14 protein-coding genes are annotated in these 17,053 nt (G+C 68.2%); all 14 read right to left on the bottom strand.

What is annotated here, in order from left to right:
* Positions 1-4 precede the first annotated feature (4 nt).
* On the bottom strand, positions 5-604 hold the full coding sequence (locus tag BQ8420_RS26270) for a DUF3105 domain-containing protein (RefSeq protein WP_087102269.1): 600 nt from the start codon (positions 602-604) through the stop codon (positions 5-7).
* A gap of 375 nt (positions 605-979) precedes the next feature.
* The gene (locus BQ8420_RS26265; RefSeq protein ID WP_087102267.1) at positions 980-3,484 is read right to left on the bottom strand and encodes an ATP-dependent Clp protease ATP-binding subunit; all 2,505 of its coding nucleotides are present in this window, start codon (positions 3,482-3,484) and stop codon (positions 980-982) included.
* 778 nt (positions 3,485-4,262) lie between these two features.
* Positions 4,263-4,601, bottom strand: coding sequence for an Lsr2 family protein (locus tag BQ8420_RS26260; protein WP_087102265.1), 339 nt, complete (start codon positions 4,599-4,601; stop codon positions 4,263-4,265).
* Positions 4,602-4,817: 216 nt separating this feature from the next.
* The gene (locus BQ8420_RS26255) at positions 4,818-5,099 is read right to left on the bottom strand and encodes a hypothetical protein (protein ID WP_087102263.1); all 282 of its coding nucleotides are present in this window, start codon (positions 5,097-5,099) and stop codon (positions 4,818-4,820) included.
* A 449-nt stretch (positions 5,100-5,548) separates the two neighbouring features.
* Positions 5,549-6,127 (bottom strand): amino-acid N-acetyltransferase, encoded by a 579-nt coding sequence (locus BQ8420_RS26250; RefSeq protein ID WP_087102261.1) that lies wholly within the window; start codon positions 6,125-6,127, stop codon positions 5,549-5,551.
* A gap of 119 nt (positions 6,128-6,246) precedes the next feature.
* On the bottom strand, positions 6,247-6,561 hold the full coding sequence (locus BQ8420_RS26245) for a LuxR C-terminal-related transcriptional regulator (RefSeq protein ID WP_087102259.1): 315 nt from the start codon (positions 6,559-6,561) through the stop codon (positions 6,247-6,249).
* Positions 6,562-7,267: 706 nt separating this feature from the next.
* Positions 7,268-8,770 carry a bifunctional lysylphosphatidylglycerol synthetase/lysine--tRNA ligase LysX gene (gene lysX / locus BQ8420_RS26240; RefSeq protein ID WP_087102257.1) on the bottom strand — a complete coding sequence of 501 codons (1,503 nt, stop codon included), beginning with the start codon at positions 8,768-8,770 and terminating at the stop codon, positions 7,268-7,270.
* 62 nt (positions 8,771-8,832) lie between these two features.
* Positions 8,833-9,615: a type III pantothenate kinase gene (locus tag BQ8420_RS26235; RefSeq protein ID WP_087102254.1), complete on the bottom strand. Its 783-nt coding sequence runs from the start codon at positions 9,613-9,615 to the stop codon at positions 8,833-8,835.
* Positions 9,616-9,679: 64 nt separating this feature from the next.
* The gene (locus BQ8420_RS26230) at positions 9,680-12,271 is read right to left on the bottom strand and encodes an L-aspartate oxidase (protein WP_087102252.1); all 2,592 of its coding nucleotides are present in this window, start codon (positions 12,269-12,271) and stop codon (positions 9,680-9,682) included.
* A gap of 44 nt (positions 12,272-12,315) precedes the next feature.
* Complete coding sequence (gene panC, locus BQ8420_RS26225; protein ID WP_087102250.1) at positions 12,316-13,188, bottom strand: pantoate--beta-alanine ligase; 873 nt, start codon at positions 13,186-13,188, stop codon at positions 12,316-12,318.
* A gap of 88 nt (positions 13,189-13,276) precedes the next feature.
* Complete coding sequence (locus BQ8420_RS26220) at positions 13,277-14,161, bottom strand: Rossmann-like and DUF2520 domain-containing protein (protein WP_087102248.1); 885 nt, start codon at positions 14,159-14,161, stop codon at positions 13,277-13,279.
* A 220-nt stretch (positions 14,162-14,381) separates the two neighbouring features.
* The gene (locus tag BQ8420_RS26215) at positions 14,382-14,624 is read right to left on the bottom strand and encodes a hypothetical protein (RefSeq protein WP_087102246.1); all 243 of its coding nucleotides are present in this window, start codon (positions 14,622-14,624) and stop codon (positions 14,382-14,384) included.
* A gap of 430 nt (positions 14,625-15,054) precedes the next feature.
* Positions 15,055-15,294 (bottom strand): chaplin, encoded by a 240-nt coding sequence (locus tag BQ8420_RS26210; protein WP_087102244.1) that lies wholly within the window; start codon positions 15,292-15,294, stop codon positions 15,055-15,057.
* Positions 15,295-15,540: 246 nt separating this feature from the next.
* Positions 15,541-16,935 (bottom strand): PH domain-containing protein, encoded by a 1,395-nt coding sequence (locus tag BQ8420_RS26205; RefSeq protein WP_087102241.1) that lies wholly within the window; start codon positions 16,933-16,935, stop codon positions 15,541-15,543.
* Positions 16,936-17,053: the final 118 nt, after the last annotated feature.

Genomic DNA, 17,053 nt, shown 5'->3' with positions numbered 1-17,053 from the left:
GAGGTCAGTTCATCCGGGCGTCGACGGTCTCGGGGTCGAAGTCGGCCCCGGTGCCGTCGTAGGCGCCGCTGCACGGCGCACCCGGTTCGGGGGCCGCGGGGCTCTGTTCGTACTCCCGTAGGAAGTCGCCGATCCGCTCGTCCGAGGCGTCCTCCAACTGGATCTGGGCGCCCCAGGCCGAGGCAACGATCGACGCGGGCAGGTCCTCCATCGGGCTGACCAGGACGTACGACCCGGGCGAGTGGTAGGACGCCAGCTGTTCGACCTGGTCGGGGTCCAGCGACGGGTCGTAGGTGATCCAGACCGTGCCGTGTTCCAGGGAGTGGACCGCGGCCTCGGTCAGCACCGGCTCGTCGTAGACGCCGCAGTTCTGCCAGAAGGGGTAGTGATCGCCGCCCACCGGAGGCTGCTGCGCGTAGTCGACGGACTCACCGGGGTCCACGTGCTCGGCGGACAGGCCCTCGAAGACCTGGACCTCGCCCGAGCCGCCCTCGCCCGGGCCACTCGCACCCGAATCGGCGTCGCCGGCACCGCCCGAGACCCACCAGAGCCCGAGCCCCATGGCACCGATCAGGACGATGGCGAGAACGCTTCCACCGATCACCCAGGGCAGCGCGCCGCCCCGCTTGCGCGGCGGCCCCTGGTGCGGGTATCCGTACCCACCGGCCGGCGGGTACCCGGGCGGGGGACCTTGAGGGGGATATCCCGGCGGAGGCCCTTGGGGCGGGGTGCCCGGGGGTGGCGGACCCTGAGGAGGGCCCTCCTGAGGCGGCCCCTGGTACATGGGAGCGCCGTACGGACCCTGGGGTGGATGGGGGCCGGAGAACGGTTCCTGAGGCGGCTGAGGGCCGCCCTGGCGAGGATCATGGGGAGAAGACACTGAGGAACCCTACCCCGCGGCCCTCCTCCCGGACACGACAACGGGGGCACCCCCGAAGGGATGCCCCCGTTCACACCGGCGCACGGCCGGGTGATGTCCTTACTCGCCCTTGGCGGCGGACTCCACCTCGGGGGTGTCCGGAACCTCGGCGGGCTTCGGCACACCCTTGAAGGTGAACTTGGCGTCCGTGCCCTCGCCCTCGGCGTCGATCACCACGATCTGGCCGGCCTTGAGGTCGCCGAACAGGATCTTCTCGGACAGCTGGTCCTCGATCTCCCGCTGGATCGTGCGACGCAGCGGCCGCGCGCCCAGCACCGGGTCGAACCCGCGCTCGGAGAGGACCTTCTTGGCACTCGGCCGAAGCTCGATGCCCATGTCCCTCTCCTTGAGCCGGCCGTCCAGGCTCGTGATCATCAGGTCGACGATCTGGAAGATCTCCTTCTGGGTCAACTGGTGGAAGACGATGACGTCGTCCACACGGTTGAGGAACTCAGGCCGGAAGTTGGTCTTCAGCTCCTCGTTGACCTTGGCCTTCATCCGCTCGTAGTTGGTGTTGGCGTCGTCCTCCTTGGCGAAGCCCATGGCCTGGCCCTTGGAGATGTCCCGCGTACCCAGGTTGGTCGTCATGATGATGACCGTGTTCTTGAAGTCGATGTTGCGACCCTGGGCGTCGGTGAGACGACCTTCTTCCAGCACCTGCAGGAGCGAGTTGAAGATGTCGCTGTGGGCCTTCTCGATCTCGTCGAACAGGACCACGGAGAACGGCTTGCGACGCACCTTCTCGGTGAGCTGGCCACCCTCTTCGTAACCGACGTAGCCGGGAGGCGAGCCGAACAGCCGCGAAACGGTGTGCTTCTCCATGAACTCGGACATGTCGAGCTGGATCAGCGAGTCCTCGTCCCCGAAGAGGAACTCCGCGAGGGTCTTGGACAGCTCGGTCTTACCCACACCGGACGGACCGGCGAAGATGAACGAACCACCGGGACGCTTGGGGTCCTTCAGACCCGCACGGGTCCGTCGGATGGCCTGCGAGAGCGCCTTGATGGCGTCCTCCTGGCCGATGACCCGGCGGTGCAGCTCGTCCTCCATGCGCAGCAGGCGAGAGCTCTCCTCCTCGGTCAGCTTGAAGACCGGGATGCCGGTGGAGGCGGCCAGGACCTCGGCGATGAGCTCCTCGTCGACCTCGGCCACGACATCCATGTCGCCGGCCTTCCACTCCTTCTCCCGCTGCGCCTTCTTGTTGAGCAGCTGCTTCTCGTCGTCGCGTAGGGACGCGGCCTTCTCGAAGTCCTGCTCGTCGATGGCCGATTCCTTGTCGCGGCGCACCTTGGCGATCTTCTCGTCGAACTCGCGCAGGTCCGGCGGAGCGGTCATCCGACGGATGCGCATCCGCGAACCGGCCTCGTCGATGAGGTCGATCGCCTTGTCCGGCAGGAAGCGGTCGCTGATGTAGCGGTCCGCGAGCTGCGCGGCGGCCACGAGGGCGCTGTCGGTGATGGAGACCCGGTGGTGGGCCTCGTACCGGTCGCGCAGCCCCTTGAGGATCTCGATGGTGTGCTTGGTGGTGGGCTCGTCCACCTGGATCGGCTGGAAGCGTCGCTCCAGCGCGGCATCCTTCTCCAGGTACTTGCGGTACTCGTCGAGCGTGGTCGCACCGATGGTCTGGAGCTCACCCCGGGCCAGCATGGGCTTCAGGATGGAAGCGGCGTCTATGGCACCTTCCGCCGCCCCCGCGCCGACCAGCGTGTGCAGCTCGTCGATGAAGAGGATGATGTCACCGCGGGTCCGGATCTCCTTGAGCACCTTCTTGAGGCGCTCCTCGAAGTCACCGCGGTAGCGGCTTCCCGCGACCAGGGCGCCCAGGTCGAGGGTGTACACCTGCTTGTCCTTGAGCGTCTCGGGGATCTCCCCCTTGACGATCTTCTGCGCCAGTCCCTCGACGACCGCCGTCTTACCGACGCCGGGCTCACCGATGAGGACCGGGTTGTTCTTGGTCCTGCGGGACAGGACCTGCATGACCCGCTCGATCTCGTTGTCGCGACCGATGACCGGGTCGAGCTTGGACTCGCGCGCGGCCTGCGTCAGGTTGCGGCCGAACTGGTCCAGCACCAGCGAGGTGGAGGGTGTGGACTCGGAGGAGGCTCCGGTGGCCTGCGGCTCCTTGCCCTGGTAGCCGTGCAGCAGCTGGATGACCTGCTGGCGGACCCGGTTGAGGTCGGCGCCCAGCTTCACGAGGACCTGGGCGGCGACGCCCTCGCCCTCGCGGATCAGGCCCAGCAGTATGTGCTCGGTACCGATGTAGTTGTGACCGAGCTGAAGCGCCTCGCGCAGCGACAGCTCGAGGACCTTCTTGGCCCGAGGGGTGAAGGGGATGTGTCCCGACGGAGCCTGTTGGCCCTGGCCGATGATCTCCTCTACCTGCTGCCGAACCGCTTCGAGGCTGATGCCAAGACTTTCCAGGGCCTTGGCGGCGACACCCTCACCCTCGTGGATGAGGCCGAGCAGGATGTGCTCCGTACCGATGTAGTTGTGGTTGAGCATCCTGGCTTCTTCCTGAGCCAGAACCACCACTCGCCTCGCGCGGTCGGTAAACCTCTCGAACATGTCTCGTCGCTCCTCTACAGAGCGGTCAGGCAGGGACGGTCAATACCGACCCGACTCTTCCGCATATAGGCCCCACAGGGATAGCCGCCCCGGGGAGCACTGTCGCACCGCCCGGCCTCACCGACCGTGGCCGGCTCGGACGAACATCTCCGCACGACCGACCGCAGCCGTCCGTGTCAGAGACTTTCCCCGACGATAGGGCGTTCACCCAACATCCAACTACCAATTGCCGCGTCAGATTTCCCTGTACGCCGAAGGCGAACGGCCCGAGCATCCCATCCATCACGAGAGTGCCCGGGCCGCACGTGCGTTAGCTCCATTATCGGCTCTTAGCGAACAAGCCGAAGCGTGTTGTTCTTCGAGACGGAATTGGTCCGCGGATGTCGATGCGTCCGATCCCGACCGGCTCGGTGCCCGATCACGGAAGCGGCGGCCCGCTGTGGGGCCGCCGCGCACCGGACCACCGAAAGCGCGGTCGGCTCACAGGATCGGAGTGCGTCGAGGCCGGGCCAAACAGGAGCGGGGACCGCGTGCCCGCGTCGCGGGGTGTCCTCCAACGAACGGTCTCCGCACCGGCTTGGCGCTCACGACCGGGCGGCTCCACCCGATTCCGCCGACAACCCTCGCCTACCCCGTTATCCCCTGAATCCGGCGGGTCACGGCCCGTTCGATGACGGACCGGGGCTTGCCGGAGGATCGGGTGCGACGTCGGCGGGACTCAGGTCGAAATTCGATCAAGACCTGACAACATTTCGGCGGTCCCGGGCCGGCGGCAAACCTAACCCTTGATGGCCTCATATTCGGCGACGATGGCAGCGGGGATACGGCCACGCTCATTGACCGGCTTCCCGGCGGCCTTCGCCCATGCACGAATCTCGGCGCTGCGCTCGCGGCTGGGGGCATTCCGGCTTCCACGCCGGGCGCCACCACGACCCTGCTTCGCGGGGGCCTTACGAGAAGCCTCGACGAACGAGCTAAGAGCCTCACGGAGCTTGCCGGCATTATCCGCGCTGAGGTCGATTTCGTACGTCGACCCGTCGAGGCCGAACGTCACCGTCTCCTCGGCTTCGCCGCCGTCGAGGTCGTCCACCAGGAAAACCTGGACCTTCTGTGCCATGGAATCAAACCTTTCAGAAGAGAGGTGTCTGTAGCACCTGAATATAAAGCTATCTCGCGGGAACGCGAAAAACAATTCCCGACGCGGTGAAATCGACGTGGCCCACCAGGCCGGGATTCGGGGTCGACGGATCCGCGCGGGGCCATGAGTAGGCCCACGCGCAGGCGTCCCCCGACACCGGGGAGTCTCGACGGCCGGATCGAACCGGCAGCGTATCTAACGCTCGTCGGATTCGGCGCGTTCCCCATCCTGGGTAATCGGCGTCTCGTTCGTCGCCTTGGTCTCCTCGACCTTGGCCGCGCCCTTGTCACCCGCACTGTCGTCCACGGCGGCACCCTCGCTGACCAGGCTTCCATCCATCCGCCTCGGGGCCATCTCCCTACGGAGCAGCTTGATGACGAAGGCACAGAAGACGGTCGCGACAACCACCGGTGGGATGAGCGCGGACAATACGTCGATCAGTCCAGGGGGAAGCACCGATGACAAAAAATCACCCATCGAAGCGGCCTACCCTTCCTGGTTGTTACTTATTGCAGCAAATACCCGACTCCGTGTCGAGTCGGTCCTGGGGGATGGCGCGCCGGTGGGGCCGGGCAATCGCATACCAGACATCATAGACATCGTTTGGCCCCGGTTCGACACCGGACGTACCGAAGAGGTCTCGTCAAAGCCCCTGAGCGACCAATGTCCGATCGAACGTTCACGCCCCACACCGGGTCGTGGACGGAAGGTGAGGAGCGGCCACTCGATGGAACCGGAAAACGTGCGCGTCCCATCGCCTCATCGGTAGTCGGCGAACCCCGCCGCCCCGGTGGACGCAGGTACACATTACCCGCCCTCTTCCACTCCCTTACCATCCGGTGCGCTTAAGCGCTCGACCTCTCCATCACATCGACCAGAAGCCTGTGAGCGTATGGCAAGCGGACACCTATCCGTACCCGGTTCCTTTAGCCCGAGGAACCCACGGGCTCCTCGGCGAGATGCACAAGCATCCTCGTGTTCCCGAGAGTGTTCGGTTTGACCCGCTCCAGGTCGAGGAATTCCGCCACGCCCTCGTCATAGGAACGCAGAAGTTCCTCGTACACACGGAAGGAGACCGGAGTGCCTTGGATGGGGACAAAGCCGTGTTGGGCGAAGAAACCGGTCTCGAATGTCAGGCAGAACACACGGCGTACACCGAGTCCGCGAGCCGTGTCGAGCAATGCGGTCACGATTCGGTGACCCACCCCGAAACCGCGCAGCGCGGGATCGACCGCGACCGTGCGGACCTCCGCGAGGTCCTCCCAGAGGACGTGCAGCGCCCCGCAGCCGACCACGGCGAGTCCCTCTCCGTCGGACGGGGTCTCTCCGGTGATGTCGGAAGCGGCCTCCGTCTCGGCCACCCAGAACTCCTGGACGTCCTCGAAGAGGTTGACCGTGCTCTTGGAGAGCACTCGGCGGTCGACGGAGTAGGTGTCGACGAGACGGCGGATGTGGGTGACGTCGGACGTACGCGCCCGACGCACCCGGACATGACGAACGGGCATAGCCGGACCAGACTACGCCTTCACGACCGTCGGCAGGAACGCTCTTCCGCCGGTGGGACGCGCGACGCGCAGGGCCGGTATGCCCGTATGTGTCACCCGGTCTCCCGGGAGCGGTCGGCTCAGATGAGCTGACGCCTGGCGGCCCACACGACCGCTTCGATGGGTGTGTTGACCCCGAGCACGTCGCAGATGTTGCGGATACGACGACGCAGGGTCCGAGCACTGAGCTCAAGGTGCCGCGCCGCCACTTCGGTGGTGACACCGGTGGCGATCTCGGCGAGCAGTTCGAGCTCTTCGTGACCCAACTCGACCGGGGTGTACACGCCTGACTGCGTGTGCTCCCGCCGGCCCTGCAGGGGAACCACGTTCTCCCGGGGGTCGCGTATGAAGCTCTGGTCCTCGACGGCACGGCGTACGAGTGTGGCCTGTTCCACTCCGTCCTCCCTCATTCATATGAGTGCGGAACATCGACTCATCTACCGAAGGGCGCATCCGACCGGCTGTCGGCGCGTGGTGAGTCCCGGCCACCCGATCCATCCCCGAGGGACCCCTCTGGCACAGGGGTTGGGGCGGTAGGGAGCACGAGACACACGTGGGGCCAGGGGTGTTGTGATCTGGGACGGACAGACCACACCGTGGCTACGTGTGCGGGGGATGTCGACCCGGTCCTCGGCCCGACATCCTTGCTCACCGTTCTTCTCGATCCACTTCGGCGAACTCACGGACCAAGGTCCGCTCTCAGCACGCTAGGCCGCTCTGATGTTACCGTCAAGGGCCGATAAATGACCATGCGTGATCATCAATGGACGTTGGGTCGCAAAGTCACCGAAGAGGAAATACCCTTCGCAGGCTGACCTGCGTAAACAATCTTCACCCACGGGCGGCGCCCCGCGCACCCGAACCCCTCGGAAAAAGAAGGTTCTGGCCGGATGGCTATCCGGACCTGTCCGGAAGTTGGTTCCCTATGACCGGAAAGTGAGTGACGTATCGTGTCACATGCCACATACCCGCAGGTCGAAGTGGTGACGAGAGAGGGCCGCCGCGTTGGTCACGCGACGGCCCTCTGACGTCTTTCGGTCATCCCGTATCGGGATTCCCTCTGCACCTATTCACCCCAATGCGGGGTCAAAGGATGCGGTACTACTCCACTGACGGCTTCACGATCGGGAAAAGGACAGTTTCCCGAATGTTCTTACCGGTAAAGGCCATGAGCAGACGGTCGATGCCCAGCCCGACACCACCCGTCGGCGGCATACCGTACTCCAGTGCCCGCAGGAAATCCTCGTCCAGCTGCATCGCCTCGGGGTCGCCCTCGGCCGCCATCAGAGACTGCTCGGTGAGCCGACGACGCTGCTCGACCGGGTCGACCAGCTCCGAGTAGCCCGTTCCCAGCTCCATGCCGAAGCCGATGAGGTCCCACTTCTCGGTGAGCAACGGGTCCTCGCGGTGCTGACGGGTGAGCGGACTCGTCTCCACGGGGAAGTCGCACACGAACGTGGGCTGGATCAGCGTGTGCTCCACCAGTTCCTCGAAGACGTGCTCGACGAGCTTGCCCTGGCCCCAGGCGTGGTCGAACTCCACACCCTTGGCCTCGGCCAGCCGGCGGACCTCCTCGATCGGGGTGCGCGGGGTGACCTCGGCGCCCAAGGCCTCGGAGACCACACCGTAGAGGGTGACCCGCGGCCACTCCCCGCCCAGGTCGAAGGTCTGACCGTCACGCTCGATCGTGGTGGAACCGTAGACGGCGCGGGCCGCTTCCTGAACCAGCTCACGGGTGACGTCGGCCACCACCTCGTAGTCCGCGTACGCCTGGTAGAACTCCAGCATCGTGAACTCGGGGTTGTGCGTGGAGTCCGCGCCCTCGTTCCGGAAGTTCCGGTTGATCTCGAAGACCTTCTCCAGACCGCCCACGACCAGCCGCTTGAGCGACAGTTCCGGGGCGATGCGCAGGTACAGGTCCATGTCATAGGCGTTGATGTGCGTGGTGAACGGTCGCGCCGTGGCGCCTCCGTGCACCCGCATCAGCATGGGGGTCTCGACCTCGATGAAGTCTCGGTCGCTCAGACCTTCCCGGATCGCCCGGATGGCGGCCGACCGGCGACGCACCATCTGCTGGGACTCGGGGTTGACGATGAGGTCCACGTAACGCTGACGTACGCGGGCCTCCGGATCGGTCAGGCCCTTGTGCTTCTCCGGGAGCGGGCGCAGGCACTTGGCCGTCAGCGTCCAAGAGCTCACCAGGATCGACAACTCACCGCGGCGGGAGGTGATCACCTCGCCCTCCACACCCACGTGGTCACCGAGGTCGATGTCGGCCTTCCAGGCGTCCAGGCTCTCCTTACCGACCTGATCCAGGGACAGCATGATCTGCACGTCCCCGGTCTCGTCGCGCAGGGTGGCGAAGCAGAGCTTGCCGCCGGTGCGGTAGAGCATGACGCGGCCGGCGATGGCGACCTTGTCCCCGGTGTGGGTGTCGGGCTCCAAGCCCTGGTGTTTGTCGCGCACAGGGCCGATCGACATGGTCCGCGGGAAATTCACGGGGAAGGGGTCGATGCCCTCCTCCCGGAGCCGGTCCAGCTTCTGCCGCCGGACTCGCATCTGTTCGGGCAGGTCGTCGTAGGTGTCGTCGTGCGCGTCATTCACGGGGCCGATCCTACCCGTGTCGGGCACTCCCACCGACCGGGTCGGCCCCGCACACGGGAGGCTCAGTCGACGTTGCGTTCGAAGACCAGGCGCAGACCGGTGAGCGTCAGCCAGGGTTCGTGCACGTCGATCGTCTCGCACTCGTCCACCACCGTCGTGGCCAGACCTCCGGTGGCCACGACCGTGACCTCGTCGGGGTTGTCGGTCAGCTCCGCGACCATCCGGTCCACGATCCCGTCGACCTGGCCCGCGAACCCGAACACGACCCCCGATCGCAGCGCCTCGGTGGTGTTCTTCGCGATCGCCGTGCGCGGCTTGACGATCTCCACCATGTGCAGCTGGGCGCCCCTGCGGGACAGCGCGTCCACGGAGATGTCGATGCCCGGGGCGATGGCGCCGCCCACGTACTCGCCCTTGGAGCTGACCGCGTCGAACGTGGTCGCCGTGCCGAAGTCCACCACCACGCTCGGACCGCCGTAGAGGTGCCCGGCGGCCAACGCGTTGATGATCCGGTCGCTGCCGACCTCCTTGGGGTTGTCCATCCGGATCGGCACACCCGTCTTCACACCCGGTTCGACGATCACCGCGGGCAGGTCCCCGAAGTGGCGGCGGAACATGTCGCGCATCTCGTGCTGGACGGAGGGCACCGAGCAGCACATGGCGATGCCGTCGACCTCGCCCAGGTTGCTCAACGAGCTCCCGCTGATGAGGCCGCGCAACACCACCGCCCACTCGTCCGCGGTCCGGCGGACATCGGTCCCCACCCTCCACTGTTCGAGAAGGTCCTCGGATTCGAAGAGTCCGAGCACAGTCTCGGAGTTACCGACGTCGATCGCCAGCAGCATTCTGGGGGCCTCATCATTGGTCGAAGTGGTGTGTACCAAAGGAATCTTCCACTACCAAGGCGGTTCAGGCCAGGTCGAGTGCGATATCCAGTGCCGGGCTGGAGTGGGTGAGGGCCCCCACCGCCAGGTAGTCGACCCCGGTGGCGGCCACGTTCGCGGCCACCCCCAGGGCGAGACCGCCACTGGATTCCAGGCGGGCTCGGCCGTCGACCAGCGCGACCGCCTCACGCAGTTCCGGCACGGAGAAGTTGTCGAGCAGGATCTCCTCCGCGCCCGCTACCAGGGCGTCCTCGATCTGGTCGATCCGGTCGACCTCCACCTCCAGGGGAAGATCGGGGAAGCGTTCCCGGATGGCGCGGACCGCCGCGCCCACCCCACCGGCGGCGAGAACGTGGTTGTCCTTGATCAATCCGGCGTCGCTGAGGCAGTACCGGTGGTTGACCCCACCGCCGCATCGCACCGCGTACTTGTCCAGGGCACGCAGCCCGGGGGTGGTCTTTCGGCTGTCCCGAATACGGGCTTCCGTTCCGGCCACGGCGTCCACCCAGGTTCGGGTGGCGGTCGCGATCCCGGACATGTGGGTGAGCAGGTTGAGAGCGGTGCGCTCGGCGGTGAGCAGGTCGCGCGTGCGCGCGGTGACCTTCATGAGCACGTCGCCGCGCTTGATCGCGTCACCGTCCCGGGCCGACCGGGTGACTTCCAGGGCACCGTCGGCGACCAGCCAGAACACCAGTTCCGCCAAGGGCAGACCGCTGACCGTGCCGTCGGCGCGCGCCACCACGTGGGCGGTGCTCACCTGGTCGGCGGGGAGGGTCGCCACGGTGGTGACGTCGATGCGTGGACCGGCGGTGAGGTCCTCGGAAAGGGCCCGCAACACGGTGTCCACGTGGGCCTGGTGCGGCGCGGTCCAGGCAAGCGTGAACTCGGCGCGCGCCTCCGGCGCCGGGTCCGGCTGTGCCAAGGGGAACGTGATGGTGTCCAGCTCGGCTTCCAGGGCGGGCGGGAGCGATGCCCCACGCTTGTCGTCGGTGGTCACGATGGTGTCCCCTTCTAGTCGGACGATCACGGGCCGCAGGCGCAGCTCGGGGCGGGGCTCGGGTGTGTCGGCGCGTTGGTGGGAGCCTCGGCTCTCCTCACGGCGCCGGGCCGCGGCGGCGACCAGTCTGGCCACGGTGAGCAGGTTGGTCGTCTCCCAGGACGCGGTGTCGGGGGCGACCTCGTCGGTGCCCTCGGCCAGGGCGTCGAGTTCGGTGACCAGATCCCTGAGCCCGTCTCCGGTGCGCAGGACCCCGGCGTGTCGGGACATCAGGGCGCGGACCCGTGCGGCGGCCGACGGGTCGACGGGTGGGGCGGGTACGCCGACGGTCACGGCGTCCGTCGACTCGGGGGCGGGTTCCTCGGCCAGACGGTCGGCGATGCGGTCCGCGTAGACCAGCCCCTCCAACAACGAGTTGGAGGCCAGCCGGTTGGCGCCGTGGACACCCGTGCGGGCCACCTCGCCCACGGCCCACAGCCCGGGGACCCCGGTGTGCCCGTCGATGTCGACCTCCACCCCGCCGGAGGCGTAGTGGGCGGCAGGGGCCACGGGGATGGCCTGGGTCAGCGGGTCGATGTCGTGGGCGCGGCAGGACGCCAGGATGGTGGGGAAGCGACGCTCCCACGTGACCCGGCCGAAGTGGCGGGTCTCCAGGTACACGTGGTCGGTGTCCTGCTCGGCCATGACCCGGGCGATGGTGCGCGCGACCACGTCACGGGGGGCGAGGTCGGCGAGTTCGTGCACCCCCTCCATGATGCGGTGTCCCTCCGCGTCGACGAGGTAGGCACCCTCACCGCGCAACGCCTCGGAGACGAGGGGTTGTCGGCCACGTGCGTCCGGGCCCAACCACAGGACGGTGGGATGGAACTGGATGAACTCCAGGTCGCGCAGGCGCGCACCGGCCCGGGCCGCCAGGGCGAGACCGTCCCCGGTGGACACCGGCGGGTTGGTGGTGGCCGCGAACACCTGGCCCATGCCTCCGGTGGCCAGGACCACGGCGGGGGCACGGACCGCGCCCACCCCATCGCGTTCCCCCTCCCCCATGACGTGCAGGGTGATCCCACCGACCCGGTCGGTGACGGGGTCGCGCAGGACGTCCAGGGCCAGGGCGTGTTCGATGATCTCGACGCGTTCGGCGTCGCGGACGGCGCGCACGAGGGCACGTTGGATCTCCGCGCCGGTGGCGTCCCCGCCGGCGTGGGCCACCCGGTCGGTACGGTGTCCGCCCTCGCGGGTGAGGGAGAGTTCACCGTCCTCGTCGCGGTCGAACTCGGCGCCCAGTCCGATGAGCCAACGCAGGGCGTCGGGCCCCTCGGTGGCGAGCACGTTGACGGCGTGGGGGTCGCACAGGCCCGCCCCGGCCATGTGCGTGTCGACCATGTGGGCGACGGGCCCGTCTTCGGGGGCCATGGCCGCGGCGATGCCGCCCTGGGCGAAGGCGGTCGACCCGGTGGACAGACGGTCCTTGGTGACCAGGACGACCCGGCTCGCGTCGGTGCGCTGGACGTAGCGCAGCGCGGTGCTCAGTCCGGCGATGCCCGAACCGACGACCACGACGTCCGCGTGGGTGGTCCACCCGGGTTCGGGGGCCGTGATCCGGGTCTGTCTGTCAGCACTCATCCGGGGGATCGCTTTCTCGCGACGGTGGGCCGAAGGGCCCACGTTCAGAGGGTCACCGACACGTTGTCGATGAGTCGGGTGGGGCCCACCCTGGCGGCGACGGCCAGGACGGCCGCGCCCCGGTGTTCGGAGGACGCTTCGGCGAAGGTGGCCGGGTCCACCAGGGCGAGGTGGTCGAGTTCGACCGGCGGGGTCGCCTCGGCCGCCTCGTCGAGGACGGTGCGGGCGGCCTCGCGGACGCGGTCGGCCCCGCCCGAGGCCGCCTCGGCTCCGGCCCGCAGGGCACGGGAGAGGGCGAGGGCGCTGACACGCTGCGCGTCGTCGAGGTAGACGTTGCGGCTGGAGGAGGCCAGGCCGTCGGCGTCGCGCAGGGTGGGAGCGCCGACGATCTCGACCGGGATGTTCAGATCGACGACCAGGCGGCGGACGAGGGCGATCTGCTGGGCGTCCTTCTCCCCGAAGAGGGCGAGGTCGGGGCGGACCAGTTGGAACAGCTTGGTGACCACGGTCAGGACACCGGTGAAGTGCCCGGGACGGGAGGCTCCCTCCAACCGCTCGCCCATGACACCCGCGTCGACGGTGACCATCTGCTCGTCGGGGTACATCGTCTCGACCTCGGGGGCGAAGACCACGTCCACCCCTTCCTCGGCGCACACCCGAACGTCGGCCGGGAGGTCGCGCGGGTAGCGGTCCAGGTCCTCGTTCGGGCCGAACTGGAGGGGGTTGACGAAGACGCTGACCACCACGGTCTCGGCCTTCTCCCGGGCCAGGCGCATGAGGGTGCGGTGGCCGCCGTGCAGGGCGCCCATGGTGGGGACCAGGCCCACACGGCCGCGGCCGTCGAGGGCGCGGCGCAGCTCGCCGGCGGTCCGGACGACGAGGGGCCCGTCGGCGGAGGGCGGGGCGGGGTCGGTCATCGATCTCTCCCGGGTGTGGTGGGCACGGTGGCGCGCGAGGACCGGTGATCGCGCACCGGGGTGGTTCGGGGCTCGGGGAGGCGGTCCCTCAGCGGCGGAGCACGTCGAGCAGCCGCACGGCGTCCTCCGGCTTGAGCAGGCCGGCGTTGATGGCCCGGTCCGCGGTGAGCCGGGCGAGTTCGACGTAGCTGGCGACGCTCTCCGGCGCGTTCTTCCGCAGCTGTTCGATGTGGCCGGCGACGGTCCCGGCGTCACCGCGCAGGACGGGCCCGCTGAGCCCGTGGATGCCCAGACGCAGGGCGTTGTCCAACGCGGCGGAGAGCATCGGGGCGAGCAGGCGGCCGGGTTCGGGCACTCCGGCGGCGGAGAGCAGGGAGGCGCTGTCGGCCACGAGGGTGACCAGGTGGTTGGCCCCGCCGGCGAGGGCGGCGTGGTACAAGGTGCGTTTGTCCTCGGCGATCCACACGGGTTCGGCACCCATCTCGACGACGAGGGCCTCGGCGATGGGACGCAACTGCTCGGGGGCGGTGACCCCGAAGGTGCAGTCGGCGAGCCGTTCGATGTCCTCGTCGCGACCGGTGAAGGTCATGGCGGGGTGCAGCGCCAGCGGGAGGGCGCCGGCGATGGTGGCGGGGGCGAGGATGCCGTAGCCGTGGGCGCCACTGGCGTGGACGAGGATCTTGCCGCGCAGGTCGGCCCCGGTTCCGGCGAGCCCCTCGACGAGGTCGGGAAGGGCATCGTCGGGAACGGTGAGCAGCACCAGGTCGCTCGCCTCGACCACCTGGGCGGGTTCGAGGACGCGAGCGCCGTCCAGACGCTGCGCCACACGGCCCACCGACGCCTCGGAGACCGCGCTGGCCGCCACGACCTTGTGTCCGGCCCGGGCCAGGGCGAGGCCGAGGACGGAGCCGACACGTCCGGCTCCGACGACGCCGACCCGCAGACGGGCGGGGCGCTCCTGTGTCGTCTCCATGTGCTCCGTGTCCCCTCCTGGTCCGATGCGCGCTCGTTTCCCACGCACCGAGGTCTGAGCACACGATAGTCCTCCCCCCGTGGTGACCCGACGGCCCGCCCCAGGTGAGCGAAGCCCGGAGGTGACCGGGAACACGAAGCGGGGGCGGGCATCGTCGCCCGCCCCCACGTGTGTTCCGTCGGCCCCCGCCCGACCGTCTCGCGGCGGCCGGGGCCCGGGATCAGTTCTGGATGATCACCCCGGCGTTGTAGCAGGAGGCGAGGGACTGGCCCAGCACGGCGTTGGAGTTGCCACAGCCGGCGTTGGTGTTGTCCACACCGTTGATGTAGGAGATGTTGCCACTGACATCGGAGCCGTAAGAGGAGGTCCAGGCTCCGGCCTGTGCCGCGGCCGGTGTGGCGGAGAGGATGATCCCGGCGGAGGCGAGGGTCACGGCACTGATCGCGAGCGTCTTCTTCAGCACTGCTTTGTCTCCTTAGTCGTCCGGTCGGGGGGAGCCGCCCGGACTCGCGGTGTTGCGACGCCTGTTGGCGTCGATGAAGAAATTACCTACGAAGACACCCGCGAAACACGCCCTGAGCTGCACTGATCACAAAAAGCAGGCAATCATCACCCACGGTCGCGGTACTTCCCGGGGCCCACCCGGACAAAGGCTCCGACTTCGCATCGCACCCGATCGCACAACGTCACCACCACTTCGGGGTTAGCGCGCGGCGACAACGCCGGTTGCGGTCGACCGTTGCCGGCCCACGCACCGCGGCACACGAAAAGCGCCACCCCGTCGTCACGGGATGACGCTTCGCGCGATGAAGCCAGGGACCCGAGGGCGGTTCAGCGGAAGGCGCCTTCCGGCTGTTCACCCCGCCCGAGTCGGGTCGGTTCGGTGCCCCGAACTAGTTCTTCACGGTGGCACCGGAGTCGACGCAGTTGGCGCCGGAGACACCCAGGATGGCGATCGAGTTGCCGCAGACGTTGACCGGCACGTCGAGGTCGGCGATGAGCTGGTTGCCGCTCAGGATGCCGCCGTTGCCGGAGGTGAACGCGTGGCTGTCGGCCATGGCCGGGGACCCGGCGAAGAGGACGCCGGCGGCGGCAGCGGTGATGGCGGTAGCGGCGAAGGCCTTCTTCAGCATGAATATCTCCCGTCAGGACCGTTTGGCGGGGGGCGCCAAACGGTCGAAACCATTGACGATGTGTATGACAGTGAACACTCCCCGTGTTCAGTCACCATTTAGCCATACTCTGCCGCCGTGCGTGACCAGAACCCCGAAGCTTTCATGGCATGTGACCAGGCAATATCACCAAATGTGAGCGGACATGTCGGACATGCAACCCCCAATCGGAGCCACTTACGGCCCCTGGTGTGACACACGCCACATTCACTTCCCGGGGGTGTCATCCGGAGAAACCTCCGGCTCCTCGACCCGGTGTTCCCTCTGAGTGGATTCCGCGTGCATGGTCGCCCTGGTCGCCCACCGTTCCGTGCCGGCGGAGGGAACCCGCGCCCGCCTCCCCGCCTCGGTCAGCGCGTCCAGGAAACGACGGCCCTCCGCCGCCTCCCGGTCGGTCGCGCGCGCCGACACCGGCCCCGGAGGCGTGTCCACGTCGACGGTGACCCGACCTCGCAAGCGCGCGATCGGGCCGGCGGAGAGCCGCAGCGTCTGTATCCGTTCCACCGGAACGATCTCCGTGACCCGGCAGAACACGCCCCGCACGCTCACGAACAACCGTTCGTCCACGCCGGCCGCACCCGCCGACCGCGTCCGGTCGGCCACCAACGGCACCACCGCCGCCTCGCTCTCCGGGAAGACCTCGTTCACCAGCGTGAACGCCGTGGACCTCGGCGCCACCGGCAACAGGTCCGCCGAGTCGCCCTGTCGAGCCCCCGCGTACCCCGCGACGGTCGCCTCCACCCGGGCCACGCCCAGGGCCCGCCACAGCATCGGCTCCACGATCCGCACCGCCTGCACCCGCCCGGGCGGGACCGTCTGCATACGGCGCTGGAACATGCCGTAGCGCAGCCGCAGCCCGTCCGAGGACAACGACGCGTAGAAGTCCGTGTACCGCGCCAACGGGCCCCAGTAGTAGCGCAACAGCCCCAACGCGAGAGGCACCACCGCGCCCAGCACCCCCGGCTCCAGGAACACCACGAACGCGGTGGCCATCATGAGCAGCAGGATGAAGGAGACCAGGATCGGGACCCTGAAGGTCAACGCCCCCAGCAACAGGGGGAAGGGCAGCCGATAGAACGGCCACTCCGGGGCCTGCGGCGCACGTCCCGGGAGCCCCGCCGCGTGGGCGAGCACAGCCGCCCTCATCCGTTCGGCGACGTTCTTGGGCAGGCAACGCAACCGGATGGCGCTGCCGTCTCCACCTGCCAGTTCGATGCGCAGCTCCGCCATCCCGAACACCTGCATCAGCAACGGCTGGACCACGTCCACGGCCTGTAGCCGGCTCAGCGGGATCTCCCTGGCGCTGCGCAGGACCAGGCCCGTGTGGACCAGCAGATGGTCCTCCCGGAGCCCGAAGGTGCCGTACCACCAGGAGGGCAGCGCGTAGGCGAAGGTGCCGAACAGCACGGCCACCGCCATGAACACCAGCCAGGCGAACCCGAACATCACCAGGATCGGCCCGATCAACGCGACGAAGACCAGCGTCACCGCGATGATCTGCAAAGGGATGATCATCCAGTGCGCGCGGAACACCCCGGTGATGATGTCGTCCCGTGGTGGCGGCGGCGGTAGGGGCGGACCCCATCCGGGCCGCGCCGGCATGGCCGGCCCCTGGAAACGCGGGTAGGGGCCGTGCGGCGGGGGGTAGGGAGCGACCCCCGGCGGAGGCGCGGCCGGGTACTGACCCTGGTACGGGCCGGGGGGCTGCCCTTGGGGCGGT

This window comes from Nocardiopsis sp. JB363 (assembly GCF_900143625.1).
In the GTDB taxonomy this organism is placed as follows: domain Bacteria; phylum Actinomycetota; class Actinomycetes; order Streptosporangiales; family Streptosporangiaceae; genus Nocardiopsis.
The sequence above is the reverse complement of the archived record's forward strand: the minus strand, read 5'-3'. Positions and strand labels throughout refer to the sequence as shown.

Excerpts from the sequence above, each read along its gene's own strand:
- BQ8420_RS26265 (WP_087102267.1), bottom strand. The coding sequence starts at position 3,484 with ATGTTCGAGAGGTTTACCGACCGCGCGAGGCGAGTGGTGGTTCTGGCT.
- BQ8420_RS26205 (WP_087102241.1), bottom strand. The coding sequence starts at position 16,935 with ATGCCGGCGCGGCCCGGATGGGGTCCGCCCCTACCGCCGCCGCCACCA.
- BQ8420_RS26210 (WP_087102244.1), bottom strand. The coding sequence starts at position 15,294 with ATGCTGAAGAAGGCCTTCGCCGCTACCGCCATCACCGCTGCCGCCGCC.
- BQ8420_RS26230 (WP_087102252.1), bottom strand. The coding sequence starts at position 12,271 with ATGAGTGCTGACAGACAGACCCGGATCACGGCCCCCGAACCCGGGTGG.
- BQ8420_RS26260 (WP_087102265.1), bottom strand. The coding sequence starts at position 4,601 with ATGGCACAGAAGGTCCAGGTTTTCCTGGTGGACGACCTCGACGGCGGC.
- panC (WP_087102250.1), bottom strand. The coding sequence starts at position 13,188 with ATGACCGACCCCGCCCCGCCCTCCGCCGACGGGCCCCTCGTCGTCCGG.
- BQ8420_RS26250 (WP_087102261.1), bottom strand. The coding sequence starts at position 6,127 with ATGCCCGTTCGTCATGTCCGGGTGCGTCGGGCGCGTACGTCCGACGTC.
- BQ8420_RS26220 (WP_087102248.1), bottom strand. The coding sequence starts at position 14,161 with ATGGAGACGACACAGGAGCGCCCCGCCCGTCTGCGGGTCGGCGTCGTC.
- BQ8420_RS26235 (WP_087102254.1), bottom strand. The coding sequence starts at position 9,615 with ATGCTGCTGGCGATCGACGTCGGTAACTCCGAGACTGTGCTCGGACTC.
- BQ8420_RS26255 (WP_087102263.1), bottom strand. The coding sequence starts at position 5,099 with ATGGGTGATTTTTTGTCATCGGTGCTTCCCCCTGGACTGATCGACGTA.